This is a genomic window from Meiothermus sp. QL-1, from assembly GCF_003351145.1.
Classification (GTDB): domain Bacteria; phylum Deinococcota; class Deinococci; order Deinococcales; family Thermaceae; genus Meiothermus.
Map to the genome: position 1 here is coordinate 129,291 of NZ_QQSV01000002.1, position 25,736 is coordinate 155,026.

A 25,736-nucleotide genomic window follows, 5' to 3' on the forward strand; every position below is an offset into this window, starting at 1 on the left:
AGCATAAGGCTCCTGTTCGGTCAAGGCGTAATGCGTGGGATGGTGCATAGCCTTATGCAGACTGATTATGCTAAAATCATAAAAAGTGGAGGTGTTATGAGCTCTGCCGAAAAAGTCTGGAGGAGCATCGGCCGGGGCCGGGCCCACCCCAGCGAGGTGCTGAACACCCTCATCGAGCTGGACAACCGCCAGGGGGCGGTGGGGCTCTACGCGCTGGAGCGGGAGCTGGGAAGGGCGCTGCCCCGCCTGCGGCCTTCGGCCCGGCCCCTGGCCCAGGCCTGGCTCGAGGCCGTGGTCCTCTACCGCCAGACCTACTACCCCGAGGCTCGATTGGCCCGGCTACTCTGCCGCACGAGCCTGCCCGCTGCAGGCTAGCAGGAGGGCTCTGGCCAGGGCTTCCCCAGGGGGGCCTTCCCCCTGGTAAACCTCGGCCCCTCTCTCCACCCGAATATGCCCCGGGCGAAAGGTGAGGTTGTGGAAGCCCTGGGCAAAGGCGGCTTGAATCAGCTCGCCCAGCGAGCCTGCCGGCAGGCCTCGTTCGGCCAGGAGCTGCGCAAGCTCGCCCGGCAGGTCGGGCTCGAATCCCTGCCGGGCGGTGAGGCGGCGGTAGGCCGGTTCTCGCTGCTCCATGGTGCCGCCCTGGGTGAAGTAGTGGGCCAGCAGCCGGTACCAGTCGCCGCCGCGGGCAATGGGGGCCATGGCTTCGTAGCCTTCTTCCAGGGCTTCTGGGGCGTAGTCCTGGTAGCGGTTCTCGTGGACCACCAGGTGCCGGGGTAGGCGCGGCCGGGGTGGGGGGGTCTCGTCCGGTACCCCCACGCAGAGGCCCGCCACCGGCACCACCCCGGGGGGCAGGCCGCACAGCCGGGCGATTTCCTCGATGCCGTTCAGCACCCCTCCAACCCAGACGATGCCGTAGCCCAGGCTCTCGGCCATGGTGGCCAGGGCGCTTCCCGCCAGCACCGCGTCGGTGATGGCGAAGTGGAGCGCAGTGCGGGGCCAGCGGCCAAATCTCCCCCCTCGGTGCTCCACCAGCCGTCGCAGGCGGTGGGTGTCGGCCAGGATTAGGAAGAACTCGGCGCAGGTCTCAATGTGCGGGTTGTTGCCGGAATGGGCGGAGACGGCTCGCCTGAGGGCCGGGTCGCTTATCCGCAACAGGCTGTAGAGCTGGGCGGTGGCGTCGGTGGGCGCTCGCTGGGCGGCAAACAGCAGCTTCTCTAGGTCCCCTTCCCGCAGGGGCTCCGGCTTGAACTTGCGCACGCTGGCCCGGCGCTGGTATAGGGCAAGGAGCTCGTCCATGCGGTAGAGCCTACCCAAGCCTCCCCCTTCTGAGCTTGCTTTTGGACACTTTGTCCGTTGCAACCCGGTTTTCCTCGGCCTACCATAGACCCAACTGCCAAAGGAGGTTGGTATGCTCAAAGAGCCTCAGGTAAGCCTAAAGCGCGTCACCCACTGGATTGGTGGACAGCGGGTGGAGGGCCGCTCGGGCCGGAGCGGGGTCGTTTGGAACCCCGCCACCGGCGAGAAGCAGGCGGTGGTGGACTTCGCCTCGGTGGAGGAGGTAGACCAGGCCGTGGCGGTGGCGAAGGAGGCCTACAAAAGCTGGCGCCAGACCCCCCTTTCCCGCCGGGCGGAGGTCATGTTCAAATTTCGCGAGCTTCTGGACCAGAACCGGCGCAAGCTGGCGGAGATGATTGTGCTCGAGCACGGCAAGACTCTCTCCGACGCCCTGGGCGAGGTGGCGCGGGGTTTGGAAAACGTGGAGTTCGCCACCGGCATTCCCCACCTCCTCAAAGGCGGCTTTTCCGAGCAGGCAAGCCGGGGCGTTGACGTCTACCAGATCCGCCAGCCCCTTGGGGTGGTGGCCGGTATCACACCCTTCAACTTTCCGGCCATGGTGCCCCTCTGGATGTTGGCCAACGCCATTGCCTGCGGCAATACCTTCGTGCTCAAGCCCTCGGAGAAGGATCCTTCCCCAAGCCTCTTCCTGGCCGAGCTGCTGCAGCAGGCAGGCCTGCCCGATGGGGTCTTCAATGTGGTGCAGGGCGATAGGGTGGCGGTGGACCGCCTGCTGGAGCATCCCGATGTGAAGGCCATCAGCTTTGTGGGCTCCACCCCTGTTGCCCGCTACATCTACGAGACCGGCACCAAGCACGGCAAGCGGGTTCAGGCGCTGGGCGGGGCCAAGAACCATATGGTGGTCCTCCCCGACGCCGATATCGCCATGGCTGCTGATGCAGCGGTGAGCGCCGCCTATGGTTCGGCTGGCGAGCGCTGCATGGCCATATCGGTGGTGGTGGCGGTGGGCGAGGCCACCGCGGAGGCGCTGGTAGCCGCCATTCGGGAGCGCCTGCCCAGGATCAAGGTAGGGCCGGGCCTGGAGGAGGGGGTGGAGATGGGCCCCCTGGTGACCCGCGAGCACCGCGACCGGGTGGCCGCCTACATTGAAAACGCCCCCAAGGAGGGGGCCGTGGTGGTGGTGGATGGCCGGGAGGACCCGGTGGCCCGGCGCGAGGGCTTCTTCCTGGGGGTGAGCCTTCTGGACCATGTGAAGCCCGGCATGAAATGCTACGACGAGGAGATTTTCGGTCCGGTGCTCTCGGTGGTGCGGGTCAAGACCTACGAGGAGGCGGTCCGCCTCATCAACGAGCATCCCTACGGCAACGGTGCGGCCATCTTCACCCGCGATGGGGGGGCTGCTCGGCAGTTCCAGTTCGATGTGGAGGCGGGCATGGTGGGCATCAACGTACCGATTCCGGTCCCGGTAGCCTACTACAGCTTCGGCGGCTGGAAGGCCAGCCTGTTTGGTGACCTGCACATGTACGGCCCCGAAGGGGTGCAGTTCTACACCCGGGCCAAGGTGGTCACCAGCCGCTGGCCCGACCCCGCCACCTCCAAGGTAGACCTGGGCTTCCCCCAGGTGCGCTAGTTTCTGCCGGCCACCCGGCTGCGCAGCCACTCCCCGAGCAGGTTCATGCTCAAAGCGGTGAGGGCAATGGCCGCGCCGGGGAAGACGGCCATCCAGGGGTAGACTGCCAGGAACTGCCGCCCCAAGGCCAGCATGTTGCCCCAGCTCGGTACCTCGGGGGGCACGCTCAGACCCAGGAAGCCGAGTCCTGCCTCGTAGAAGATCATGGCCGACATCTCGAAGCTGGCCAGGGTGAGAAGAGGCCCGGCCAGGTTGGGCAGGACGTGGCGCCACAGGATGTGCGCGTCGCTACCCCCCAGGCTCTGGGCTGCCTCCACATAGGGTAGTGCGCGGATGCGCAGGGTTTCGCCCCGCACCAGCCGGTAGAAGACCGGGGAGCCGGTCACGCCAAAGAGCAGGACCACGTTGAACAGGCTCCGCCCTAGCACCGCGGCCAGCACCGTGACCAGCACCAGGTAGGGCACGGAGAGAAGCAGGTTGTTGAGTGCGGTGAACAGGGCGTCTACCCGGCCGCCGAAGTAGCCGGCCAAAAGACCCAGCAGGGTGCCTAGGCTGGCCGCCAGGAGCACCCCGAAGAAGCCCACCGTGAGCGAGACCCGCGTGCCGTAGATGAGCCGGCTTAGCAGATCCTGGCCCAGCGGGTCAGTGCCCAAGGGGTACTCCAGGCTGCCGCCCTCGAGCCAGAAGGGTGGACGCTTGGCCTGGAGCAGGTCGCCCTCGTTGGGCCCGTGGGGGGCCAGCCAGGGGGCCAGAAGGGCGGTGAGGACCAGCAAAAGCAGTAGGCCGCCGCCTACCAGCCCCCCTAGGTCGGTGGAACGCAGGCGCTTTCTAGCTGTGCTGGATGCGGGGGTCGAGCCAGGCATAGGCGAGATCGGCAAGAAGCTGCAGCAGAATTACGAAGAAGGCGATGAAGAGGGTAATGGCCTGGACCAGGGGAAAGTCGGCGTCCTGGATGGCGGTGTTGAGTAAGCTGCCCAGCCCCGGCCAAGCGAAGATGGTTTCGATGTAGATGGAACCCCCCAGCAGGTAGGTAAGCTGCAAGCTGGCCACGCTGACGATGGGGATGGCCAGGTTGGGCAGCAGGTGGTGCCAGGTAATCCGGGCGGGGCTCAAGCCTTTGGCCCGGGCGGTGCGGAGGTAGTCGGCACGGCGGGCTTCCAAAGCTGCGGTGCGGACCAGCCTGAGCATCTGTCCGAGGCCGCTAAAGCCCAAGGCCACCGCAGGCAGTACCAGCGAGAGCGGGCTGTCGCGGCCGAAGGAGGGAAACCAGCCCAGCTCCACCGCGAACCACAGGATGAGCAGCATGGCCAGCCAGAAGCTGGGCACCACCTGGGCGGCAAAGGCCAGGCCCAGGGCCAGCCGGTCGAGCAGGCCGCCGGGGTTCAGACCGGCCAGCAGCCCGAGCGGCAGAGCTACCAGCAGGATGAAGGCAAAGGCGGCCAGGGCCAGCTCGAGGGTGGCTGGCAGCCGCTCCAGGATGAGCTCTAGGTTGGGCCGCTGGTTCCTCAGCGAATGGCCCAGGTCCCCTTCCAAAACGCCTCGCAGATACTGGGCAAATTGCAGCCAGAGCGGCTGGTCAAGGCCCATGGCGGCGCGGAAGGCAGCCCGCTGCTCTGCATCGGCTTCCTTGGGTAGCATCAGGGCCAATGGGTCGCCGGTGAGCCGCACCAAGAAGAAGACCAACACCAGCGCCCCTGCCATTAGCAGGAGCGCTTGCAGGCCTCGAGAGACGAGATAGCGCAGCACTAGCGGACGCTGACACCCTTAAGGAAGTACTCTTCAGCGCTGCGGGGCTTGTAGCCCTGCACCCGCACGTTCACCGCCTCAAAAATGACCGGTTGGTAGAGGTAGATGAAGGGCGGGTCCTCGTACATGCGCCGCTGGAGCTGACGGTACAGGGCTGCCCGGGCCGTGCGGTCGGTGGTGGTGGCGATCTGTTCGATCAGGCGGCCTAGCTCCGCGTCCTCCCAGGTGTTGTAGTAAGCCCCCGGGGTCAGGGCGCCTTGCAGCCGGGGCAGGGCCTCGCCCACCGTGGATGACCAGCTGTCCACGTACATGGCCCCCACCGCGCCGTAGCGTTCCTGGCTCCAGTAAGCAGAGGAGGTCTTGAACTCCAGTGTGAGGTCGATCCCCACCCGGGCCAGGTCGCGTTGAATGGAAAGGCAAACCTCGTTGATGTGCACGTAGGCGTCGGCAGGGCAGCCCATGCTGAGGCTGAAGCCCTTCTCGAAGCCGGCGGCGGCCAAAAGCTTTTTGGCCTGCTCGGGGTCGTAAGGGTAGGGCTTCAGGCTTTCGTCGTAGCCCAGGTTTCCTGGCAGTACAAAACCCGAGACCAGTCGGGCCTGGCCGTTGAAGATGGCCTGCACGATACCCGGGCGGTTGACTGCGTAGTTCAGGGCCTGCCGCACCAGGCGGTTCTCCAGCGGCGTGCCCTTGCCCGCGCCGATGTTCTTGAAGCCTACGTAGTAGACCCGGTCGTTGGGGTAGCTTACGATCCGTACCCGGTTGTTGCCCCGCAGCTGGGCCACCAGGTCGGGGGTGAGCCGATTGGCGATGTCGATCTCACCGGTTCGCACCGCAGCCACCCGGGTGGTAGCGTCGGGGATTACCCGGAAGACTACCCGCTGCACCCTGGGCAGGCCCGGCTCCCAGTAGTTGGGGTTGGCCTCCAGCACAATTCGGTCCGCGCTGCGGCTTACAAAGCGGAAGGGTCCGGTACCTACCGGGCGGGCGGAAAAACCGTCCAGACCGACCTGTTTTATATAGCCTGGGGGCACCAGCGCCCAGGCGTTGGCCAGCAGGTTCAGGAAGAGGGCGTTGGGCTTCTCCAGAACCAGGGTGACCGTGGTGGGGTTCAGGACCCGCACCTCTTTGACCAGGCTGAAGTTGCCGGCGTAGTCGTTGGACTTGTCCCGACCGGTTTCCCAAGTGGCCACCACGCTGCGCGCGTCGAAGTCCTCGCCATTGTGGAACTTGACCCCGGTGCGCAGGGTAAAGGTGTACTCCCGCCCGTCCGCCGAGATGCTCCAGCGGGTGGCCAGCTCGGGCACGATCCGGCCCTGATCATCTACGGCCACCAGGGTGTTGTAAATCTGTGCGGCTACGTTGCTGGCGGTGCGGTCGGCAGCTCGTGGCATGAATAGGCTCTTGGGGTCGTTGGCTAAAGCAACCGTGAGCTGGCCTGAGGGGCCCTGGGCCAGCACCCAGCTCAGGAGGGTGAGCAAGAAGACTGTCAGCCGCATCATAAGTCCCTCTTCGGGCCGTTGTGTGGCCCTAGCACAGGGAATTTACCCGCGGCTGTTCAGCTCCTGGTCAGGCGCAAGTACCCCTTAGCGAAGCGCTGGAGCTCTGCCGGGCTGCTCAGGCCCAGCTTGCGCATCACCCGGCTGCGGTGGGCGCTTACCGTGTGGGGGGAGATGGCCAGGGCCATGGCGATCTGCCGGTTGGTGTGGCCCAGAGCGACGCCTTCGAGCACCCGCCGCTCGGTAGGGGTTATGAGGTTTCGCTTGCGCTGGGGCATACCCGCTCCTTTGGGCTACCTGAGGAAAATCACGGTGTAAACCCCGAGCAGCAGGAAGAAGCCAAACCAGGCCCCTAGCATGCCCACCGCCACGCTGCCCAAGCGTTCCAGCGCCGGGGAGACCTCCACACCCTCTTTTTTACTTCCTGAGGCGTAGAGTACCCCCACCAGGAAGGCCAGCACCGTGACCCCCACCAAAGTGGTCAGAACGAAGATCGTTACCCCGCCCCAGTCGAGTTGCCAGGGATATTCAGCCACCCGGTAGCCGAAGCGCTCGAGCGAGGCCGCCCGCACCAGCTCGCGCATGATGCCCACGTTGAGCAGGGCCACCAGCCAGACCCCAAGGGCCTGTGGGGCTTGCAGGGCTGGATTCCTGAGGCTGCGGTAGAAGAGGAAGAGCCCCAGCGCCAGCAAGGTAAACCATATCTCCATGGGACCATGCAGATCGAAGTACCGTCCCTGAGTTGCGGCCCAGCCCATTCCCGCGAGCCAGAAGAGGGGTACCACCCAGAGGGCAATCCGCCGGCCTAAGCTGGCTACCCAGTCCAGGAAGCTGCGGTCGAAGTCCTCCCGTTTGCGGAAGTACCAGGCCAGGAGCATCAGCACCGTGGCGAGGGAGAGCAGGGCCTGGATGGGGAGCAGAAGGGTTAGCCGGGGCAGGTTGTACGCGTGGAAATGCATGCCACGGGTGTCCACCGCCCCTCCTGGGGCATACCATTGCAGCCATTTTTCCGGGTAGATGGAGACGCTGGCCAGCACGTGCATGATCCAGCCCGCGAAGAAGAGGAGAGCCAGGGAAAACGCCGCTGCCCACAAAAGCCGTCCTTCCGGGCTGCCCTTCAGGTAGAAAAGGTAGGCCAGGCTGTACCCCCCCATCACCACGAAGATGAACGCTACCGACCAGAAGCCGGTAAGGGTATTGGCTGTGTACCACGCAGGGTCGTAGATGACCTGAATGAATAGCAGGGGGGCAATCCCGGTTACGATCCCAAGCCCCACCGCGTTGGGGGTAACGCGGGCTGCGAGGCGGGCCAGGGTGGGCCAGTTGCCTTTTTTCCACCAGAAGCCGAAAAGGCTCAGCCCCGAGGTACCCAGCGCCAGGGTTACGAAGAAGATGTGGAGCACGAAGGTTGCCACCAGCAACACCTGCGCGGCAACGGGTGCGATAGGGGATCCGATTGGATCCCGCATCATCCTGAGCATCTCACCGAGTTCCACCGCTCACCTCCGGGCCTGTTCCATACCCCTGCGCTCGCTGACCAGCCAGGCCAGATAAGCGGCCATGGCCTGGCGTTCCGCTTCGGTGCCCACGAAGGGATGCATGTAGGGAAAGCCCCCGATGGCCCCCAGGTAGGCCGCGATGCTTGCTTGGGTGGTTTGGTTGCGCGCTTCGAGCAGGCGAGCCAGAGAGCGAAGCTCGAGCCGTTTTTCTCCGATTTGGAGGGAAGTCTGGGGACTGACGGAGTGGCAGGCCGAGCACTGTTGGAGGGTGAGAAGGCGGCCTACCTCCAGCTGATGTTCACGGGCAACAGGCTGTGTTCCAACAAGCGAGCTGGCTTCGGGCAGTTGGAGGAAGGGCAGGTTCTTCATCATGCCCCTTTCGTGGAGAGGCTGCTCTTCCGCCCGGATGCCTTTTGCAGGTACGTCGGTCATCACAAGCTGGTTGGAGGACATATAGCCATGGATTATGTCTGGCTTGCGCATGACCTCGCGGGTACGCTCTGCTCCGAATATGGCGGCGAAGAGCACGCCCATCGCGCCTAGAGCTATGAGCGGGTGCTGGAGCTTGGGAGCGCTCAGGGCAAAGATGAGTCCCAGTGCGGTGAGTATCAACCCCCCCTGTATGACCGCAAAGGTGGGGCTAGGGATGGCCGGAGTGAATAGGATCGCCCTAGCGTGTTCAGGCAAGGCGGGGTAGTACCAGGTGGTGAAGACAATGAGGGCCAGGACCAAGCCCAGGAGGCCGAAGGCTGCGGCGTAGCGGATAATACGCTCCCGCTCAGGGAAGTTTTTGGGCATCAGGCTGGCGATCAAAAGTGCCCAGGCTCCGGTGATGGTGAACATCAGGAAGAAGCGCATAAAGAGCTGGGGCCAGAAGGTAGGGTTGTAGAAGCCCTCCAGGCTGAGCCCGCTTTGTAGCCAATTCCCAGGGGTTAGCTTGAAGGAGAGAATCCCAACGATAATGGCGAGGGTGCCGGTGCCGCCGAGGGCCAGGAGCCAGGCGATCTTGAGGTGGGTTCTGGGGCTGACCCGGCCAAAGGTGTAGTAGTAAGCGATAATGCCTACTACGTCGATTAGGAACATGTACCACTCAGCCCCCCAGTACAGCACGAAGTTGTGGATCAGGGCCGAGATGCCTCGTGGGTTGGCTGCGGTGGTGCTTTGCCAGATACCCACCCCAGCCATGGCGCCAAACACATAGGCGAAGACCAGAAGGCCCAGTGCGCTCCTCTTGAGGTAGGCGTAGAGCTCAGGGCGGTTTTCGTAAACAGCCTTGCGCTCGAGGAAGAGATTGAACCAGCCAGCCGCTACCGTGATGTGCGAGGCCAGCACGTGGAAGGCCGAGATGATGGCGATGAACATGGCGGAGTGTACCCACACCCCTTCCCAGATGGGAAACACGTTGAACCTCCTTTCATTGGACCTAGGGCCGAGGCTCGGAGGCCTCTGGGCCTCCGAGCCGATCTGAGCTTTGGCAATCGAGGCCTAGGCCGGGGGGGCTCGGGCCGCTACTCTTTGGGCAAAGGCTGGTTTTACCGGGGCTTGGGCCACCACTAGGCGCTTGACAAACCGGAGGTTCGCGAAGCGGCCTTGGGCGGGGGCCAACCCCTCTGCGGGCAGCAGGTGTACGAAGCAGAGCGGCCCGTGCTCTGCCGGTCCGCTTTTTTCGTCTTGGGGGTTGGGGGTGCAGGCGTTCGCCCGGTTGAAGCGCTCCAAGGCCTCTGTCCCTACCAACCCCGGAGGGGTGTACATCAGCACCCCCCGCAGCCCCAGCTCGAGCGAGACCACCAGCAGGGAAAGGACGAGCAAGGGAGCCAGGCGTTGGGCGGAGGGTGTGCTCATTGGGTTCACACGTTTCTCAGCAGAAATCGTAGGCGGCAAGGCCACGGACAATTGTCCCGCTAAGACAGGCACATACTTTGCTTGCAGCGTAAAAGATATTGATTTATCAATATTGACTAGGAGGGAATATCGAGATGAAAATCTTGCCTTGGATGCTCCTCGTATCGGCCCTAAGTCTGGCCCTGGCACACCAACCGGTGCCCGAGCGGCCCGAGGCCTACCAGCTCGAGGCGCGACTCTTCGTTCTGGACAACGGAGAGGAGCGCAGCCGCCTGCTAGCCTTTGACCTACCCACAGGGAAGAGGGTGGCGGAGCTCAGCCTACCGCCAAAGGGCATGAGCCTGGTCGTCACCCCTTCAGAGCGCTTTCTGGTAGTCTCCCGCGGCCGGGACACCGACCGGCAGTGGCTTACCGTGGTGTGGACGGGAAAGGAGAAGGCGCGCTGGAGCCGACCAGTCGTTGCCAAGAGCCTGCTTGTGGGTAGGGGTTGGAACATCGGCCACGGAGCCCACGCCTACACCCTGGGGGGACAGCTCCTATTCCTGGAGGAACGCGAAGGGGTAGCCCTGCGCTTCAGTGAGGAGGCTCTGAGGCCGGAGGCCGCCTTCGAGCCAGAGAAGATCGCCCTGCCAAGCCCTGACCACTACCACATCGTGGAAGCCCCTGAGGGCACCTATCTGACCCTGCTGCGCAAGGGCCAGGTCATCCTGTTTGACGCCGCTATGCGGGAGGAAAAGGCCCGCTTTGCCTGTCCTGTGGAGCATGGTGAGGCGTTTGACCCGGAGACAGGGCGGAGCTTTTTTGCCTGCGCCAAGGACCTGCTGGTAACCGAGGCTGGGCGCGAGCTTGTTCGCTTGCGCTACCCCGTGCAGGAGCGCATAGGGGCTTTTTTAAGGGGCAAAGGTGGCTTTTTCGGCTACTCCGATGCGGTTCAGCACCTTCAGCACTTGGATCCTCGCGCCCCAAGCCTAACACCGATACCGTTGGGGGGCAGCCTGATTCGGGCGAAGAGCGATGGCGAGCGGCTCTATCTTCTTCTCAGCGACGGCCGCCTGCAGATGCGCGAGGCCCGTCAAGGCCAGCTGGTCCAGGAGATCCGCGTGGGCCGCCCTTTTCCCACGACGGATGAGACCACCGGGGGGGCCATCTACCCCGATATAGCGCCTTGGCCGGAGAAGGGCCTGGTTTTCGTGAGCCTGCCCCAGCAGGGATTGGTAGCGGTGGTAGATTCGCAGCGGGGTTGGGTGCGGCAGTATCTGCGCACAGGTGGGAGCCCCACCCGGCTGGTCTTGCTCAAAGGTCCGTAGCTAGTAGGCCTTTTCTAACCCCCCACTTAGGGTGGGGGGCCGGCAGGGCCATTTTCAGAAGGCTTGCCCCGCCTACTCGCCGGCCCGGGTTTCCCCTCCCACATCCCAGTGCTCGGGCGAGCGCCAGAGGTTGGAGATCAGAATCTCGCGCATGGCCAGAAACTCCTTGGGCATGCGGGTGTAGAGCTTGATGAAAAGCTCCTCGTGGGAGAGGATCTCCTTCAGCCACAGGTCTCGGTCGATGGCCATCAGCTCCTGGAATTGCTCCTTGCTGAACTCGAGCCCCCTCCAGTCTATGTCCTCGTATCGGGGCACATAGCCCAAGGGGCTCTCGGTGGCGTAGCCCCGCCCGTTGGCCCGTTCCACAATCCACTTGAGGACCCGCATGTTCTCGCCGTAGCCCGGCCAGAGGTAGTTGCCGTCCTTATCCTTGCGGAACCAGTTCACGCTAAAGATGCGCGGGGGGTCCACCACCTTTCGCCCGATATCCAACCAGTGGTTGAAGTAGCTGGCCATGTGGTAGCCGATGAAGGGCAGCATGGCGAAGGGGTCGCGGCGCACCTCGCCAATCTGTCCGAAGGCGGCGGCGGTCATCTCGGAGCCCATGGTGGCGCCCAGATAGACCCCAAACGACCAGTTGAAGCTCTGGTAAACGAGGGGCACCACGCTGGCCCGGCGCCCCCCGAAGATGAAGGCCTTGATGGGCACCCCCTTGGGGTTCTCCCACTCGGGGTCGATGGCCGGGTTTTGGTGCGCCGGGGCGGTGAAGCGGGCGTTGGGGTGGGCGGCTTTGCGGCCGCATCCGGGTGTCCACTCCTGGCCCTGCCAGTCGATGGCCCGTTCCGGAGGGGGCCCATCCATCCCCTCCCACCACACATCGCCCTCGGGGGTCAGGGCCACATTGGTGAAGATGGTGTTGGCCCGGATGGCCTCCATGGCGTTGGGGTTGGTGGCGTAGGAGGTCCCAGGGGCCACCCCGAAGTAGCCGGCCTCGGGGTTGATGGCGTAAAGCCGCCCATCAGGGCCCGGCTTAATCCAGGCGATGTCGTCGCCCACGGTGGTCACCCGCCAACCTTCCTCTAAAAAGGGCTTGGGCGGGATGAGCATGGCGAAGTTGGTCTTGCCACAGGCTGAGGGAAAGGCCGCCGCCACGTAGGTTTTCTGGCCCCGGGGGTCCTTTACCCCCAGGATGAGCATGTGCTCGGCCAGCCAGCCCTCGTCCCGCCCGATTACGCTGGCGATGCGCAGGGCCAGGGCCTTCTTGCCCAGCAGGGCGTTGCCCCCGTAGCCCGAGCCGTAGCTCCAGATGCTGCGCTCTTCGGGGAAGTGCACGATGTACTTGACCTTGGGGTTGCAAGGCCAGGGCACATCCTTCTGGCCGGGCTTTAGGGGCATGCCCACGCTGTGTATGCAGGGCACGAAGTCGCCGTCCTCGCCCAGCACCTCATAGACCGCCTTGCCCATGCGGGTCATGATGCGCATGTTGACCACCACATAGGCCGAGTCGGTGAGCTCAATGCCGATGTAGCTGATGGGCGAGCCTAGAGGGCCCATGCTGAAGGGCACCACGTACATGGTGCGGCCCCGCATGCACCCGTCGAAGAGGCTCAGGAGGGTAGCCTTCATCTCCTTGGGGTTGACCCAGTTGTTGGTGGGGCCGGCGTCCTCCTTGTTCAGGGAGCAGATGAAGGTGCGGTCCTCCACCCGCGCCACGTCCGAAGGGTCGGAGCGGGCCAGAAAACTGTTGGGGCGAAGTTTGGGGTTTAGTCGGATGAAGGTGCCGGCCTGCACAAGCTGCTCACACAGGGCGTGGTACTCCTCCTCCGAGCCATCGCAAAAGTGCACCCGGTCGGGCTTGCAGAGGGCTACGGCCTCAGCAATCCACTGCCTGACCCGCGGGTTCCGGATGTAGGGGGGGAACTCGAGGCTTTGCATGTCGCATTACACTCTAATAGCTGGTCCAGCAGTTGCCCAGACGCCGTGGCGGGAATGGGGTAGACTCTAGGGTGGTGAAACCATGAGCCTGAGCCAGGGTAAGTTCAAGCGCCTGCAGGCCTGTGCCGACGAGAAAGGTGTGATTGCTGCAGCGGCCATGGACCAGCGCGGTTCGCTGCGCAAGGCTATCGCCAGGGCCAAGGGGGCCGAGGTAAGCGATGCTGAGCTCACCGAGTTCAAGACCGCGGTGGTGAAAATCCTAACCCCCTACGCCTCGGCCATCCTTATCGACACCGAGTACGGCCTGCCGGCCCTGCAGCACAAGGCCCCCCGTACCGGGGTTCTGTTGGCCTACGAGAAGTCGGGCTACGACGCCAGTGTGCCGGGACGGCTACCCGATCTACTGCCCGAGCTCAGTGTGCGGCGCATCCAGGAGCTGGGGGGCGATGCGGTGAAGATCCTCCTCTACTACAACCCCGAGGACGATCCCAAGATCAACGCCATCAAGCACGCCTTTGTGGAGCGGGTGGGGGCAGAGTGCGCAGCCCTGGAGATGCCCTTTTTCCTCGAGCCCATCGCCTACAACGAGGCCCTCGGCGAGGGTCTGGAGATGGCCAAGGTCAAGCCCCGCTATGTGGCCAAGTACATGGAGGAGTTTTCCAAGGAGCGCTACGGGGTGGACGTGCTCAAGGTGGAGTTCCCCTTCAACATCGCCTACACCAGCGGCACCCTGGGCTTCAAGGGCGAGGCGGCCTACACCCGCCAGCAGGCCCTGCAGTTCCTGAAGGATGCGGCCAGCGCGGCCGGTAAGCCCTTCATCTACCTTTCGGCTGGGGTGAGCGATGCGGTCTTCCGCGAGTCCTTGGAGATGGCCGCCGAGGCTGGGGTGCCCTACAGCGGGGTGCTCTGTGGGCGGGCAACCTGGCAGGATGGCATCCCGGTCTACGCCAAGCAGGGCCTGGCTGCGCTGGAGGACTGGCTTTCGGACCAGGGGGTGAGGAACATCCAGATGCTCAACGAGGTGCTGGCCAAAGGGGCCAAGCCCTGGTGGACGCTTTACGGCAGTCCTGAGGCGGCGCTGGCCTGAGGCTTTTCCCCTTTTTTGGGTTGTGCTAAACTCTTAGGGTTGCCTGGCCTGGCCCGGCAGTACTTCAGGGAGGAAGCCGATGAAACGCACTTGGCAGCCCAATAAGCGCAAGCGGGCCAAAACCCACGGTTTTCGCGCCCGCATGAGGACCGCCGGCGGCCGCAAGGTGCTGGCCCGCCGCCGCGCCAAAGGCCGCTACAAGCTCACCGTCAGCAGCGAGCCCCAGCTCAAGCGCTAACCCCTGGGGGTTGGCGGAGGCTCCCCGCGGGGGAGCTTTTTTGTAGATGCCCTTCTCTTCGCTCAAAGGTGAAAAGGCCTTCCAGCGCCTGCGGGGAGGGAGGACGGGGCGCGGTAAGTACCTGGTGTTGCGCTGGCTGCCCCTGCGCCCCACCGCCATCAACCCGGTGCGGGTGGGGATTGTGGTCTCGAGCAAGGTTTCCAAGAAGGCTACCGTGCGCAACAAGATCCGCCGTCGCCTGCGGGAGATTCTGCGCCGGATGCACCTTCCCCCTTCGGAGATGGTGATCTGGGTGCAGCCCGAGGCGGTGGAGGCCTCCTACTGGGATTTACTGCGCGACCTAGGCCATGCTCTAAAGAAGAGCGGGCTGGTACAATAACACGGGTATGGGAAGGCTGGCGGCGATGCTCAACCGGCTGCTCATGGCCGGGGTGCGCTTTTACCGGCGCTACCTGTCGCCCCTGAAACCCCCCACCTGCCGCTTCTACCCTACCTGCAGCCAGTATGCCCTGGAGGCGTTGGAGCGCCACGGTCCTTTTTGGGGGCTCTACCTGAGCCTGCGGCGCATCCTAAAGTGCCACCCGCTGCACCCTGGGGGGCTGGATTACGTGCCCAAGGAGCGGCCCAGGATTCGCCTGAGAACAAAGGAGCAGGAATGAAATGGTTCTGGACGAGTTTGGCCCTGTTCGCCTTGATGCCGGCGCTTGCCCTTACCCCGGAGTGGCGGGAGGTGGACATCGATAAGGATGGCAGGCCTGAGAAGGTGGCCGTGACCAACCTGGCCGATGTGGCCTTCAACACTCAGGGCCAGATTGTAGGATGGTACATCAAAACCGCCCGCGCCACCGACTTCCGGGGCAACTACGACCGCGCTCCCAACCTGGTCAAGGCCGGTCAGACCCCCCCAGGGACCCTCGAGGGCTTCGTGCCCACCGCTTTTGAGTTCACCCGGCGCGACCCAGCCGACCCTGAGGCCGACTTCATCGCCACCTTCACCGATGGAGCCACCCGTCTTACCTACATCATCCACCCCCGTTTCCTCACCGTGGACATAGAGGTGGATAGCTCCACCCCCAGGAAGCTCATCTGGACCGGCATCGGGGGAACCGACACCCCTATTACCAAGTGGCTTGGTCAGGGCAACCTCCAGCCCATCAACGCCGGTCAGGGACCTGCGGTCTACGTGGGGTGGCAGACCCAGAAGGGTGCCGGCTTTGCTATGTTCTTGCGCCCAGAGCGGCCGGTGCCCATCACCATGACCCAACTGGGCGGGGCAGGGATAGCCGAGGTCAGCCTGCCAGAGGGGAAGTTCAACCTGAAGGTCTATGGGGGGCTCAACGAGCTGGTGCGGCTGCATGTGGAGGGGTTCTACCAGCTTCCTGGGGTCTTCGAGCCCAACATCTGGGGCCAGATCTCGCTGGGCTTAGTTTGGGCGTTGGAGCAGGCCCACCGGCTGGCGGGGGGGAGCTGGATCCTGGCCATCATCATCGTGACCGTGGTCATCCGGCTCTTAATGTGGCCCCTGATGCACCAGCAGTTCAAGAGCATGGCTGAGATGCAAAAGATCCAGCCTTTGGTCAAAAAAATCCAGGAGAAGTACAAGGATGACAAGCAAAAGCAGCAGGAAGAGCTGATGAAGCTTTACCAGGAGCACCGCATCAACCCTCTGGGGGGCTGCTTCCCCATCCTGCTGCAGATGCCCATCCTGTTTCTGATGTACAAGGTCATGGTGGGCTACGAGTTTGGCCAGGGCTTTCTCTGGATCCGTGACCTGGCCCTGCCCGACCCCCTCTACATCCTCCCCTTCCTCTACATCCTGGTGCTTTTGGTCTCTACCTGGCTCTCCGCGGCAGGCAACAAGGATGCCCTTCGCCAGGGCATCCTCATCAACCTTATTTTCGCCTTCATCCTCTTCAGTTTCCCGGCCGGCGTTACCCTGTACTGGCTGCTCTCCACGGCCATTGGGGTAGGGCAGCAGTGGCTCATCAACAAGCAGCTCGGCCTGCCGCTGGCTCCGGCCAAGGGCTAGAGGTAAGCCCTCACCCCCGGCCCGCAGGTCGGGGGGTTTTCCTTTGGTAAGCTAAAGGTTATGGACGAAAAAAAGCGTGGCCTTGACGATCTTTTGTCCGACCTGGGGATAGAGGACGAAACAGCCCCCGAGGTCGTGCTGAAAGAAGGGGGAGAGGCTCCCTTGGTGGCCCCGGCGCGCCAGGAGGACCCGCGGAGCTTCCTCGAGCACTTCATGGTGGGGCTTCTGCTTCGCCTGAACCCCGCCTACTCGGTGGAGATAGAGCAGCAGGGAAACCTGTTCCGGGTGGAGATCGTGGGGGGGGATGTGGGTCGGGTGATTGGCCGTGAGGGGAAGACCCTGCAGAGCCTGGAGTTCCTTGTCAATGTGGTCATGGCCAAGCACTGCGGTCCGGCCTACCGGGTGCTGCTGGACGCGGGCGGCTACCGCCGCCGCAATGAGGAGCGCATCAAGCGTCTGGCCAACGAGGCGGCCATCAGGGTGGAGATGAGCGGCGAGCCGGTGGAGCTGCCGCCCATGCGGCCCAGCGAGCGACGGATGGTCCACGTCCTGCTCAAGCAGCACCCTAAGGTGACCACCACCTCGGTGGGGGAAGGGGAGGCGCGGCACGTGGTGGTGCTGCCCCGCACCCCCTCGGAGTAGGTGTGCCGGCGACCTACCTGGCGCTTCTGCGGGACATGGAGCGGCGGCTTGGGGCAGGGGGAAAGCCCCCCCTGGAGGCGCGCTGGCTGCTGGCCCACGCTGCGGGGCTGGACCTGGAGGAGCTTTTGAGTCTGCTGGGAAGGCCGGTGCCCGAGGGCGTGGCCGAGCGGGCCCAAGCCCTGTTGGATAGGCGGCTGGGGGGCTGTCCGCTGCAGCTTATTCTGGGGCAGACGGAGTTTTATGGTCTTGAGCTTTGGGTGGAGCCGGGGGTGCTCATCCCCCGGCCCGAGACCGAGGGGCTGGTGGAGCTGGCCCTTCACGCTCTGTCCCCGGGTTGCTCGGCCTGGGTGCTGGACGTGGGGACCGGCAGCGGGGCCATCGCTTTGGCCCTCAAGGCCAGGCGTCCTGAGCTGCGGGTCTGGGCTACCGACATAAACCCTAGGGCCATACGGCTGGCCCAGAGGAATGCCAGGCGCTGGGGGCTCGAGGTCGTCTTTTTACTGGCTTCCCTGACGGCAGGGCTGAGGGGGCTGGACCTGGTGGTCTCCAACCCCCCCTACCTGCCCGAGGGCTACCGCAAGGAGGCCCCTCCTGAGCTGGCCTACGAGGACGAGGCGGCTTTGTACGCGGGGCCGGAGGGGCTGGGGGTGGCCCGGGCCCTGCTGGGGGAGGCCTGGGGGGCCCTGCGGCCTGGGGGGCGATTTATGCTGGAGCTGGCCCCCGAGAACATCCATATCCTGCGGGATGAGGCCGCGGCCCTGGGCTGGGAGGGGCTGGAGGTGCGGCCCGACCTGGTCGGGCGTCCTCGCTACCTGCTGGGGCGGCGGCCCTACTTCCAGTAGGGCCGGACCGATTCCAGCAGCCGTTCTACCGCCTGACGGTTGCGCCGCTCGATCTCGGCCTTGCGGGGAATCTCCGGGTAGGGCTGCTCGGGGTCGTGCAGGGTGTGGGTCAGGAATTGGCCGAGCCGGCTGCCCCAGCGCTCCAACCAGGGCTCGGGCAGGTGGTCGGGCCAGGGCAGGCCCTGCAGGGTGAGGTACAGAAGGGCCCAGACCCGGCTGGCGGCGTCCAGGCTGTACCCCCCGCCCAGGGTGTAGATGGCCCGGCCCCCGGCAAAGGCAGATGCGTACTGCCGCAGCAGGGTGAAGACCCGCGCGTAGGCCCGGGTGGTGAGGAGAAGTTCGGCCAGAGGGTCTTGGTAGTGGGCGTCGGCCCCGCACTGGATGACCATCACATCGGGTTGGAACCAACGCAAAGCCGGTTCCAGCCCCATCTGCAAAACCTCCAGGTAGGAAGCGTCCTCGGTGAAGGGTTCCAGGGGGACGTTCAGCTTGCGTCCGGTCCCGGAGGCCTTGCCGATCTCGTGGGTGTGTCCGGTGCCGGGATAGAGGTAGCGGCCGGACTCGTGGATGGAGAAGGTCAGCACCTCGGCCTCGTCGTAGTGGATCCACTGGACTCCATCGCCGTGGTGGACGTCGATGTCCACGTAGGCCACCCGCAGGCCCTGGCCGGTGAGGTAGCGGATGGCCACCGAGAGGTCGTTGTAGACGCAGAAGCCCGCAGCCAGGTCCTTCTGGGCGTGGTGCAGCCCCCCCCCAAGCTGCAAGACCTCCTTGGCCTGACCCCCAGCCACCAGCCGGGCCGCGCTCAGGGTGCCCCCCACAAGCCAGCGGGCGGCCTCGTCCATGCCGAGGAAGATGGGGGTGTCGGCGGTGCCCAGGCCGTAGTACTCAAAGCTGGGGGAGTCCTCCCCCCGGCTCGCGGCCTCTACCCGGCGCACATAAGACTCCAGGTGCACCGTGCGCACCTCCTCGCGGGTGGCCTGCTGAGGGGTGTAGAGGGACGGAGGAGGGCCGAGCTGGACCAACAGATCGAGCAGCATCTCCAGCCGCAGGGGGCTGAAGGGGTGTTGGGGGCCGAAGTCGTACTCGAGGTAGTGGGGGCTGTAGACCACCGGGATCATGGCTTGCCTGGAATCTCCGGGGGCCAGTGTACCCTAAAGCCCTGCTGCCGCAGGGCCTGGGCCAGCCGCCGGGTCTCCGGGGTGTCCACCCGCACCACGCTGTTGACCTGCTCCTTTCCCATGGGGTAGGTGAGCAGGGAGTGGATGTTGATGTTTTTCTGCGCTATGGCGGTGCAGAGCCGGGCCAGCTCTCCGGGCCGGTCGTCCAGGGCGACCTCGAGCCGGCCGCTGGGCTTCTGCACCCCGGTCAGGCGCAGCAGGGCATCTAGCAGGTCGATACCGGTGACGATGCCCACCACCCTTCCTTCCTCCACCACCGGCAGCGCCCCGATCTTGCGTTCGCGCATGATCCGCGCGGCTTCCTCGACCGGGTCAAGGGGATCGGCGGTCAGCACCGGCCGGCTCATGACCTCCCTCACCGGGGTCTGGACGGGCCGGGCCCCCTCGGGGGCAAAGGGGCTGGTGGCCAGCCGGATGTCCCGGTCGGTGATCATGCCCACCAGCCGGCCTGCCTCCACCACCGGGATGTGCCGGATGTTGTGCCTTAGCATCTGGTGGTAGGCGGCCTCGAGGCTCACCTGGCCCTCCACCGTCAGCACTGGGCTGTTCATGACGTCTTTGACCAGCATTGCCTCCAGTCTAAGGCACCGGGGCCTGGCTGGCTGGGGTGAGGAGGGGTATATTCACTGGGGATGGACTGTGCTTTTAGCCATTGATGTCGGCAACACCAACATCACCATGGGCCTTTACCAGGGCGAGACCCTGGGGCCGCGCTGGCGCGTGGCCACCGATGCCCAGCGGATGCCCGATGAGTACGGCCTCACCCTGGTCAGCCTGCTGGCCCACAGCGGCTACGCCCCGGCCCAGGTGGAGGCAGTGGTGATGGCCTCGGTGGTGCCCCCCCTGACGGGCACCCTGTTCCAGGCGGTGCAGAACTACCTGGGCAAAAAGCCTCTGGTGGTGGACTCGAGCGTCAAGACCGGGGTGCGGGTGCGCTACGAGGACCCCTCGCAGGTAGGGGCCGACCGCATCGCCGATGCTGCCGCGGTCCAGCGGCTTTACGGTGGGCCGGCCTGCGTGGTGGACTTCGGCACCGCCACCACCTTCGACGCCATCACCGCCGAGGGGGACTACCTGGGGGGGGCCATCGCCCCCGGGGTGGGCATCGCCGCCGAGGCCCTCTTCCAGCGGGCGGCCAAGCTGCCCAAGGTGGAACTCCAGCCCCCTCCCCGGGCCATTGGGCGCAACACCGCGCACGCCATACAGTCGGGGCTGCTCTTCGGCTACGTGGGGCTGGTGGAGGGTATGGTGGCCCGCTTTCGCGCGGAGCTGGGGCCTGGCATGAAGGTTATTGCCACCGGCGGCCTGGCCGAGCTCATCGCGCGGGAGACCCCGGTCATCCAGGTCGTGGCCCCCTGGCTGACCCTGGAGGGCCTGCGCATCATCTGGGAGCTCAACCGATGAACCCGCTGCAGGGCAAGCGCATCGTGCTCGGGGTGAGCGGCTCGGTGGCGGCCTACAAGGCGGCCGATCTGGCCAGCAAGCTCACCCAGGCGGGTGCCCAGGTAGAGGTGGTGCTGAGCGAGGGGGCCGAGCACTTCATCGCGCCGCTGACCTTTTCCGCCCTGACCGGGCGCCGGGTCCACACCAGCCTGTGGACGGACGAGGCCCATGTACTGCACGTGGGGCTGGGGGAGGGGGCCGATGCGGTGGTGATTGCTCCCTGCAGCGCCAACACCCTGGCCAAGCTGGCGGTGGGGCTGGCCGACAACCTGCTCACCCTGACCGCCCTGGCCGCGCGCGGCCCGGTCTTCGTGGCCCCGGCCATGGATGGGGGGATGTTCGAGCACCCCGCCACCCAGGCCAACCTCCAAATCCTGCGCCAGCGGGGGGTGCGGGTTCTGGGGCCGGCCCGGGGCCGGATGGCCTCGGGGCTGGTGGGGTGGGGGCGGATGCTCGAGCCCGCCGAGATTCTAGGCCAGCTTCGTCTGGCCCTGGCCCAGGGGGGGCCTTTGAGCGGCCGGCACGTGGTGGTGAGCGCAGGTGGTACCCAGGAGCCCCTCGACCCAGTGCGCTACCTCACCAACCGCTCCTCGGGCAAGCAGGGCTTTGCCCTGGCCCAGGCCGCCTTGGACCTGGGGGCCCGGGTGAGCCTGGTGGTGGGGGCCACCGCCGCCGCCCTGCCCACCCCCACGGGGGCAGAGCGCACCGATGTGGTAACCGCGGCCCAGATGGCCGAGGTGGTGTTGCAACTTGCGCAAACGGCGGACGCCCTGATCATGGCTGCTGCGGTGGCCGATTTTCGCCCCCGGCAGGTGCAGGCCCAGAAGATTAAGAAAGAGCGCCTGCCCCAGCTGGAGCTCGAGCCCACCCCGGACATCCTGCTGGCGGTGGCCGAGGCGCGCCAGCGGACGGGCCGGCCCAGGGTGGTGGTGGGCTTTGCCGCCGAGAGCGAGAACCTGCTGGCCAATGCCCAGGACAAGCTAAAGCGCAAACGGCTTTCTTTGCTGGTGGCCAACGATATCACCGCGCCCGATGCGGGCTTTGCTGTAGAGACCAACCGGGTTACCCTGCTCTGGCCCGATGGGCGGGTGGAGCCGCTGCCCCTCATGACCAAGAGCGAGGTGGCCGAGGCGGTGCTGGCCCGGGTGGTGGGGCTGTTGGAGGGGGGCTGAGGTTCGGATGCTGGCCCTGCGCCTGCGGCTTCTTTGGAACGCTTTCCGCCAGAATCCCCTCCCGGCCCTTCTGGGGCTCGGCGCGGGGGCGCTGCTGGCCTACGGGCTTTGGTGGGGGACGAGCTGGTTTTTGCACTTCCTCTCAAACGAGCTCTTCGGCAGCGGCTTTTTGGGCCGTCTGGCCGCAGCCTTTACCCGGGATGTGCTGGTGGACCGCCTTCTGGGCAGTCTGCTTCTGGTGCTCTCCAGCGCGGTGGTTCTCTCTGCCCTGCCCAACGCGGTGACGGTGCTCTACACCTCCGAGGACCTGCCCCTGCACCTGGCCCTTCCCCAGCGGGCAAGCCGGGTATTTCTGTTCAAGGTGGGTGAGGTTTTCCTCGCCACCGCCCTTTTTCCCACCCTGCTTTTGCTGCCGGTGCTTTTCGCCTACGGCGCTTTTTACGGGGCGCCGCCCTTTTTCTTCGCAGGGGCCTTCCTGGTGGCCCTGGCCCTCTTTGCCTTCCCGGTGGCCCTGGGGGTGGGGCTGGCCCTTCCGCTGGTGCGCTACGCCCCAGCCGGGCGGGCCCGGGAGTGGTCGGCGGCGGTGGCGGCGGTGCTGGGGGGGGCTCTGATCCTGCTGCTGCGGGTTTTGCGGCCCGAGGTGCTCCTCAGCACCGACTTCTCCGACCCCGAGGCCCTGGACCGCTTCCTGCAAACCTTTCGCGACCCCGCAGCCCCTTTTCTTCCCTCGGCCCTGGCCCACGCGGCCCTTAGGGCCTTGAGCCGGGGGGAGCTGGAACCTTCCTTTTGGGGGTTGCTGCTGCTTTCGGGGGGGCTGCTCTGGCTGGGCGGGGTGCTGGCCGGCTACGCCTACCAGCAGGGCTGGGTGCGCAGCCTGGAGGGCAGCGTGCGCGAGCAGGGTTTTCGGAGACCGGGCTTGCTGGACCGGTGGGCCATGTCGGGGGTGGTGGGGGCCCTTTTCGTGCGGGACCTGCGGCTCTTCTTTCGCGACGCCAACCAGGCCGCCCAGCTCGTGCTGGTGGGGGTGCTGGTGCTGCTTTATACCACCAGCCTGGGGTATTTGCCCCTGGGCGACCCCCGCTTCCAGCTCGTGGCGGGCTTCATGCACCTGGCCTTTCAGGGTTTCGTGATCGCAGGGGTGGGGGTGCGGCTGGCCTACCCCCTGTACAGCCTCGAGGGGCCCGCCCACTGGCTGCTGCAGACAAAGCCGGTGGCCCCGAGCACCCTTCTTCTCACCCGCTTCGGCCTGGCGCTCTTCTTCCTGCTGCCGCTGGGGCTGTTGCTCGGATACTTTTCACCCCGGGTGCTTGCTTTGGAGGCGGGTCTAAGCCAGGTTTCTCTGCTTCTAGCCCTGGCCGCGGCGATCGCCGTGGCCGGGCTCGGGGTGGGGCTGGGGGCGGCCTTCCCCAAGTTCGAGGCCACCAACCCGGCCGAGGTGCCGGTGGGCACCGGAGGGCTTCTCTACATGGTCCTGAGCCTGGCCTACGCCGGGGTGCTGGTGCTTCTGGCCAGCCGCCCGGTCTACCTGGCCCTGGTGCACCGCCAGGGGGACTACCTGGCTGGCCCCGAGGGCGCCTGGTGGCTGCTGGCGCTCGCGGGGGCGACCCTGCTGCCCACCCTGCTGGCTTTGGGCTTTGGCTACTGGCGGCTGCGCACCCCTCCCAGGTAGGCCGCGATGGGCCCCACCGCCTCGCCGTTTCGGCTGGTCAGGAGGTCCAGGTGGGTGAGGCCGGGCAGAACGCGCACCTCGAGGGGGGTGTTGGGGAAGAACTCGGCGGTGCTCCGGAAGTCCTCGGCCCGTGGCAGAAGCCCCCGCCCGGCCCCAAGGGCCAGCACCGGGTAGGGCAGGGGGCGCGGCCTGAGGCCTGGAAGGGCCACCTCGAAGGCCGCGATGTCCAGCAGCAGCCGGTAGGGGAAGAACCACTCCGAAAAGCCGGTGAGGGGGTTGGCGTAGAGCCGGATGAACTCCATGGGGTCGGTGGCCTCGCCGGTGTCGCGCCACTCCACCCGCCGCCCCCTGGGGCCCCGGATGGTGTAGACCCGGTTGCCCCCCAGAAGCCCCAGCAGGCTAAGCCCCTCCCGGGCCACAGCCTGCCCCAGCGAGACCGCGAAGATGGGGGAGGGGGCGTAGCGGTCGTCCACCCGGTACAGGGCCGCGGCCAGGCGGCTGCTGCGGAAGGGCACCCAGCCAGGAGGGGCGTCGGCCTCGGGGGCCTGGGCGGCCATGTAGGCCTGGGCCTCGGCCAGGGCCAGCCCCACCGGGTCCAGCCCGAAGGCCGCGACGTAGGGGGGTGTGCGGCCGGCGAGCAGGTCGTTGAGACCGGGCAGGCGGCCCAGGGGGCCCTGGACGCCTTCGAGGTAGGCCTCCGCCCCCACCGAGACCAGCCGGGGGGCCCCGTCCAGCAGGATGAGGCCCTGGAGCTTCTCGGGGCGGTACAGGGCGAAAAGAGCCGCCAGGCTGGCCCCCAGCGAGTGCCCCGCCAGCACCACCGGGCCTTCGGTGCGGGCCTGGTCCACGATGCGCTCGAGGTCTTCCAGGTGTACGGCCAGCCCCCAGTCCTTGAGGAAGGGCAGCTCGGGCAGCCGGTAGGCCCGGTAGTAGGCCCAGGGGTCTTCGGTCAGGAAACCCCGCCGGTCCTCCAGCCCGTTGGCCCGCCGGTCCCAGGCCCAGACCCGGTAGCCTGGGGCCGCAGTCACCAGCCGGCGGGCCAGGGCCTCGAAGTTGGTGGCCCCGCCTAAAAAACCTGGCACGAAGACCACGGTACCCCTGAGCCCTCCTTCCTGGGGGAAGGCCAGGGCATAGCTCCGGTCCAGCCCGGGCCCTGCCGCGGTGGGGGCTCCGGGAAAGGAGATGTACTGGGGCTCGCCCGGCCAGCGGACGGGCTGGGCCAGCCCGATGGCCAGGCTGCTCAGGAGGACCAAGCCGAGCCGCATACCCCCATGCTGTACCCGAACCCTGGAACCAACCTGGCCCGGGCCCACAAAAAAGGGGGTGGGCCCGGACCCACCCCGGCCTTGGCATCGCTTCAGGGGCTGCCGTAGCTGTCCTCGACCACCACCACCTCCAGCGTCTGCCCTGCAACCAGGCCCACCGCGAAGACGCTGTAGACCTTGCCCCCCTCAAAGGCCACCCCCTCCAGGGGCAGGACCGCTGTGGTGGTGCCGGTGGGGCGTACCTCGAGGTCGTAGGCCCCGGCCCGCACCGTGCCGTAGCCTGAGCGCTGGCCGAAGGCCAGGTTGCGGAAGAGCACCGGCCCTCCCTTCAGGGCCACATCCACCGCGGGGGCGTCGGGGGAGGCGTGGATGACCCGCACCTTGGCCACCCCTTCAGCCGGGGCCAGCCGGTCCTCGACCACCTGGGCCCTCAAGGTGGCCGCGGTGCCCAGGGCCATTACCGTGTAGTACCGGCCGGCCTGCACCCGCAGGGTCACGTCGGCCACCTTGGTGGGGTTCTGGCCGGCGGTCTGCACGGTCAGGGTCAGGCTGCCCGCGGGCACCTCGGCGTAGTAGGTGACGTCCTTGAAGACTTGGGCCTCAAACACCTTGTTTCCGCCCGATAGGATATCCACCGCGGGCGCGTCCGGCACCAGGTGGGCGAAGCGCACGAAGGCGGTTCCCCCATCTTGCTGCGCCAGGGCGAGCCCCAGCGCCAGCACCCAAGCCACCATCCAGCCTCTGTAACCCATAAAAGCTCCTTTCCCGTAGCGTTATAGCCTTGCAGGGTCATCTTATCGTGAGCTCCCGGCCACAGCAACCATCAAAAAAGCCCCCGTGAGGGGGCTTGGGCCTGGGGGGCTTTACTTGGGCAGCAGCACCGTGTCGATTACGTGGATGATGCCGTTGCTGGCCTGGATGTCCACCGTGGTCACGGTGGCAACGCCGTTCAGGATTACCTTGCCGTCGCGCACCTGGATGGTGATGTTCCGGCCCTCCACGGTCTTGGCCTCCCTGAGGTTGACCACCTGGCTCGAGGGCACCCGGCCCGAGACCACGTGGTACTGGAGCACCTTGGTAAGCTCGGCCCTGTCGGCGAGGAGCTTATCCAGGTCGGCCTTGGGAATCTTGGCAAAGGCCTCGTTGGTGGGGGCGAAGACGGTGAAGGGTCCAGGGCCCGAGAGGGTTTCCACCAGCCCGGCGGTGCGCACGGCGGTAAGGAGGGTGCTGAAGTTGGGGTTGTTGGCGACAATCTGGGCGATGGTCTGGTTGGCGGTCATGGTGCCTTGGGCTTGGGTCAGGGTAAGGCCCAGGGCGGCTAGGGCCAGGGCAGCTAGGACGAGCAGGCTTCTTTTCATGTGGACCTCCTTGGGGTCGTCTGACCTCCACAGCCAGGGTATACGCCCGGATATGGTAG

General features: G+C 66.0%; 27 protein-coding genes. 13 read left to right on the forward strand and 14 right to left on the reverse strand.

The window, feature by feature from the left end; genetic code table 11:
* Window positions 1–96 precede the first annotated feature (96 nt).
* A complete protein-coding gene (locus DV704_RS03405) occupies window positions 97–375 on the forward strand; it encodes a hypothetical protein (protein ID WP_114798166.1) in 279 nt (92 codons plus the stop codon).
* Here DV704_RS03405 and DV704_RS03410 read toward each other — a convergent pair.
* Window positions 340–1,296: a nitroreductase family protein gene (locus DV704_RS03410; RefSeq protein WP_114798167.1), complete on the reverse strand. Its 957-nt coding sequence runs from the start codon at window positions 1,294–1,296 to the stop codon at window positions 340–342. The two genes, DV704_RS03405 and DV704_RS03410, sit on opposite strands and share 36 nt — an antisense overlap.
* A 112-nt stretch (window positions 1,297–1,408) precedes the next feature.
* Between DV704_RS03410 and DV704_RS03415 the strand changes: the two genes are divergently transcribed.
* Window positions 1,409–2,926 (forward strand): CoA-acylating methylmalonate-semialdehyde dehydrogenase, encoded by a 1,518-nt coding sequence (locus DV704_RS03415; RefSeq protein WP_114798168.1) that lies wholly within the window; start codon window positions 1,409–1,411, stop codon window positions 2,924–2,926.
* Here the strand turns inward: DV704_RS03415 and DV704_RS03420 are convergent.
* From DV704_RS03420 to DV704_RS03450, 7 genes are all read right to left on the reverse strand, one after another.
* Window positions 2,923–3,789: an ABC transporter permease gene (locus DV704_RS03420; protein WP_114798169.1), complete on the reverse strand. Its 867-nt coding sequence runs from the start codon at window positions 3,787–3,789 to the stop codon at window positions 2,923–2,925. The two genes, DV704_RS03415 and DV704_RS03420, sit on opposite strands and share 4 nt — an antisense overlap.
* Window positions 3,755–4,672 (reverse strand): ABC transporter permease, encoded by a 918-nt coding sequence (locus tag DV704_RS03425; RefSeq protein ID WP_114798170.1) that lies wholly within the window; start codon window positions 4,670–4,672, stop codon window positions 3,755–3,757. Before DV704_RS03425 ends, DV704_RS03420 begins: the two co-directional genes overlap by 35 nt.
* On the reverse strand, window positions 4,672–6,168 hold the full coding sequence (locus tag DV704_RS03430) for an ABC transporter substrate-binding protein (protein WP_158539593.1): 1,497 nt from the start codon (window positions 6,166–6,168) through the stop codon (window positions 4,672–4,674). Before DV704_RS03430 ends, DV704_RS03425 begins: the two co-directional genes overlap by 1 nt.
* Window positions 6,169–6,227: 59 nt before the next feature.
* A complete protein-coding gene (locus DV704_RS03435; RefSeq protein ID WP_114798172.1) occupies window positions 6,228–6,446 on the reverse strand; it encodes a LuxR C-terminal-related transcriptional regulator in 219 nt (72 codons plus the stop codon).
* A 15-nt stretch (window positions 6,447–6,461) separates the two neighbouring features.
* On the reverse strand, window positions 6,462–7,592 hold the full coding sequence (locus tag DV704_RS03440; RefSeq protein WP_199489929.1) for a hypothetical protein: 1,131 nt from the start codon (window positions 7,590–7,592) through the stop codon (window positions 6,462–6,464).
* A gap of 75 nt (window positions 7,593–7,667) precedes the next feature.
* Window positions 7,668–9,068: a cytochrome c gene (locus DV704_RS03445; protein ID WP_114798174.1), complete on the reverse strand. Its 1,401-nt coding sequence runs from the start codon at window positions 9,066–9,068 to the stop codon at window positions 7,668–7,670.
* Window positions 9,069–9,152: 84 nt separating this feature from the next.
* A complete protein-coding gene (locus DV704_RS03450; protein ID WP_158539594.1) occupies window positions 9,153–9,476 on the reverse strand; it encodes a hypothetical protein in 324 nt (107 codons plus the stop codon).
* 167 nt (window positions 9,477–9,643) lie between these two features.
* Between DV704_RS03450 and DV704_RS03455 the strand changes: the two genes are divergently transcribed.
* Window positions 9,644–10,816, forward strand: a complete 1,173-nt coding sequence (locus DV704_RS03455) for a PQQ-binding-like beta-propeller repeat protein (protein ID WP_114798176.1) — start codon at window positions 9,644–9,646, stop codon at window positions 10,814–10,816.
* Between the two features lie 72 nt (window positions 10,817–10,888).
* On the opposite strand, the gene DV704_RS03460 is transcribed toward DV704_RS03455, so the two are convergent.
* A complete protein-coding gene (locus DV704_RS03460; protein WP_114798177.1) occupies window positions 10,889–12,751 on the reverse strand; it encodes a phosphoenolpyruvate carboxykinase (GTP) in 1,863 nt (620 codons plus the stop codon).
* 82 nt (window positions 12,752–12,833) lie between these two features.
* On the opposite strand from DV704_RS03460, the gene DV704_RS03465 reads away from it, so the two are divergent.
* The 7 genes from DV704_RS03465 (at window position 12,834) to prmC (ending at window position 17,589) form a co-directional block, all read left to right on the forward strand.
* The gene (locus DV704_RS03465; RefSeq protein ID WP_114798178.1) at window positions 12,834–13,838 is read left to right on the forward strand and encodes a tagatose 1,6-diphosphate aldolase; all 1,005 of its coding nucleotides are present in this window, start codon (window positions 12,834–12,836) and stop codon (window positions 13,836–13,838) included.
* Between the two features lie 79 nt (window positions 13,839–13,917).
* Window positions 13,918–14,076 (forward strand): 50S ribosomal protein L34, encoded by a 159-nt coding sequence (rpmH, locus tag DV704_RS03470; protein ID WP_114798179.1) that lies wholly within the window; start codon window positions 13,918–13,920, stop codon window positions 14,074–14,076.
* Between the two features lie 46 nt (window positions 14,077–14,122).
* Window positions 14,123–14,455: a ribonuclease P protein component gene (gene rnpA, locus DV704_RS03475; protein ID WP_114798180.1), complete on the forward strand. Its 333-nt coding sequence runs from the start codon at window positions 14,123–14,125 to the stop codon at window positions 14,453–14,455.
* 7 nt (window positions 14,456–14,462) lie between these two features.
* Complete coding sequence (yidD, locus tag DV704_RS03480; RefSeq protein WP_233498224.1) at window positions 14,463–14,735, forward strand: membrane protein insertion efficiency factor YidD; 273 nt, start codon at window positions 14,463–14,465, stop codon at window positions 14,733–14,735.
* Window positions 14,732–16,105, forward strand: a complete 1,374-nt coding sequence (locus DV704_RS03485; RefSeq protein WP_114798181.1) for a YidC/Oxa1 family membrane protein insertase — start codon at window positions 14,732–14,734, stop codon at window positions 16,103–16,105. The genes yidD and DV704_RS03485 overlap by 4 nt, the downstream gene beginning before the upstream one ends.
* Window positions 16,106–16,165: 60 nt before the next feature.
* Window positions 16,166–16,747 carry a R3H domain-containing nucleic acid-binding protein gene (locus DV704_RS03490; protein ID WP_114798182.1) on the forward strand — a complete coding sequence of 194 codons (582 nt, stop codon included), beginning with the start codon at window positions 16,166–16,168 and terminating at the stop codon, window positions 16,745–16,747.
* Between the two features lie 35 nt (window positions 16,748–16,782).
* Entirely contained in the window at window positions 16,783–17,589 is an 807-nt protein-coding gene (gene prmC, locus DV704_RS03495; RefSeq protein WP_114798418.1) for a peptide chain release factor N(5)-glutamine methyltransferase, read from the forward strand.
* Here prmC and DV704_RS03500 read toward each other — a convergent pair.
* Window positions 17,577–18,710 carry an acetoin utilization protein AcuC gene (locus tag DV704_RS03500; protein WP_114798183.1) on the reverse strand — a complete coding sequence of 378 codons (1,134 nt, stop codon included), beginning with the start codon at window positions 18,708–18,710 and terminating at the stop codon, window positions 17,577–17,579. The two genes, prmC and DV704_RS03500, sit on opposite strands and share 13 nt — an antisense overlap.
* A complete protein-coding gene (locus DV704_RS03505) occupies window positions 18,707–19,339 on the reverse strand; it encodes a CBS and ACT domain-containing protein (protein WP_114798184.1) in 633 nt (210 codons plus the stop codon). Before DV704_RS03505 ends, DV704_RS03500 begins: the two co-directional genes overlap by 4 nt.
* Before the next feature lie 70 nt (window positions 19,340–19,409).
* Here DV704_RS03505 and DV704_RS03510 point away from each other — a divergent pair, with 70 nt between their 5' ends.
* From DV704_RS03510 to DV704_RS03520, 3 genes are read left to right on the forward strand one after another with little or no spacing between them, the layout of a single operon-like run.
* Window positions 19,410–20,174 (forward strand): type III pantothenate kinase, encoded by a 765-nt coding sequence (locus tag DV704_RS03510; protein ID WP_114798185.1) that lies wholly within the window; start codon window positions 19,410–19,412, stop codon window positions 20,172–20,174.
* On the forward strand, window positions 20,171–21,385 hold the full coding sequence (gene coaBC, locus DV704_RS03515) for a bifunctional phosphopantothenoylcysteine decarboxylase/phosphopantothenate--cysteine ligase CoaBC (RefSeq protein WP_114798186.1): 1,215 nt from the start codon (window positions 20,171–20,173) through the stop codon (window positions 21,383–21,385). The genes DV704_RS03510 and coaBC overlap by 4 nt, the downstream gene beginning before the upstream one ends.
* A 7-nt stretch (window positions 21,386–21,392) precedes the next feature.
* Entirely contained in the window at window positions 21,393–23,054 is a 1,662-nt protein-coding gene (locus DV704_RS03520) for a hypothetical protein (protein WP_114798187.1), read from the forward strand.
* Here DV704_RS03520 and DV704_RS03525 read toward each other — a convergent pair.
* From DV704_RS03525 to DV704_RS03535, 3 genes are all read right to left on the reverse strand, one after another.
* Window positions 23,024–24,319 carry an alpha/beta fold hydrolase gene (locus DV704_RS03525; RefSeq protein ID WP_114798188.1) on the reverse strand — a complete coding sequence of 432 codons (1,296 nt, stop codon included), beginning with the start codon at window positions 24,317–24,319 and terminating at the stop codon, window positions 23,024–23,026. The genes DV704_RS03520 and DV704_RS03525 overlap by 31 nt on opposite strands.
* A gap of 92 nt (window positions 24,320–24,411) precedes the next feature.
* Entirely contained in the window at window positions 24,412–25,071 is a 660-nt protein-coding gene (locus DV704_RS03530; RefSeq protein ID WP_114798189.1) for a DUF4397 domain-containing protein, read from the reverse strand.
* A 111-nt stretch (window positions 25,072–25,182) separates the two neighbouring features.
* Entirely contained in the window at window positions 25,183–25,677 is a 495-nt protein-coding gene (locus tag DV704_RS03535) for a fasciclin domain-containing protein (protein ID WP_114798190.1), read from the reverse strand.
* Window positions 25,678–25,736: the final 59 nt, after the last annotated feature.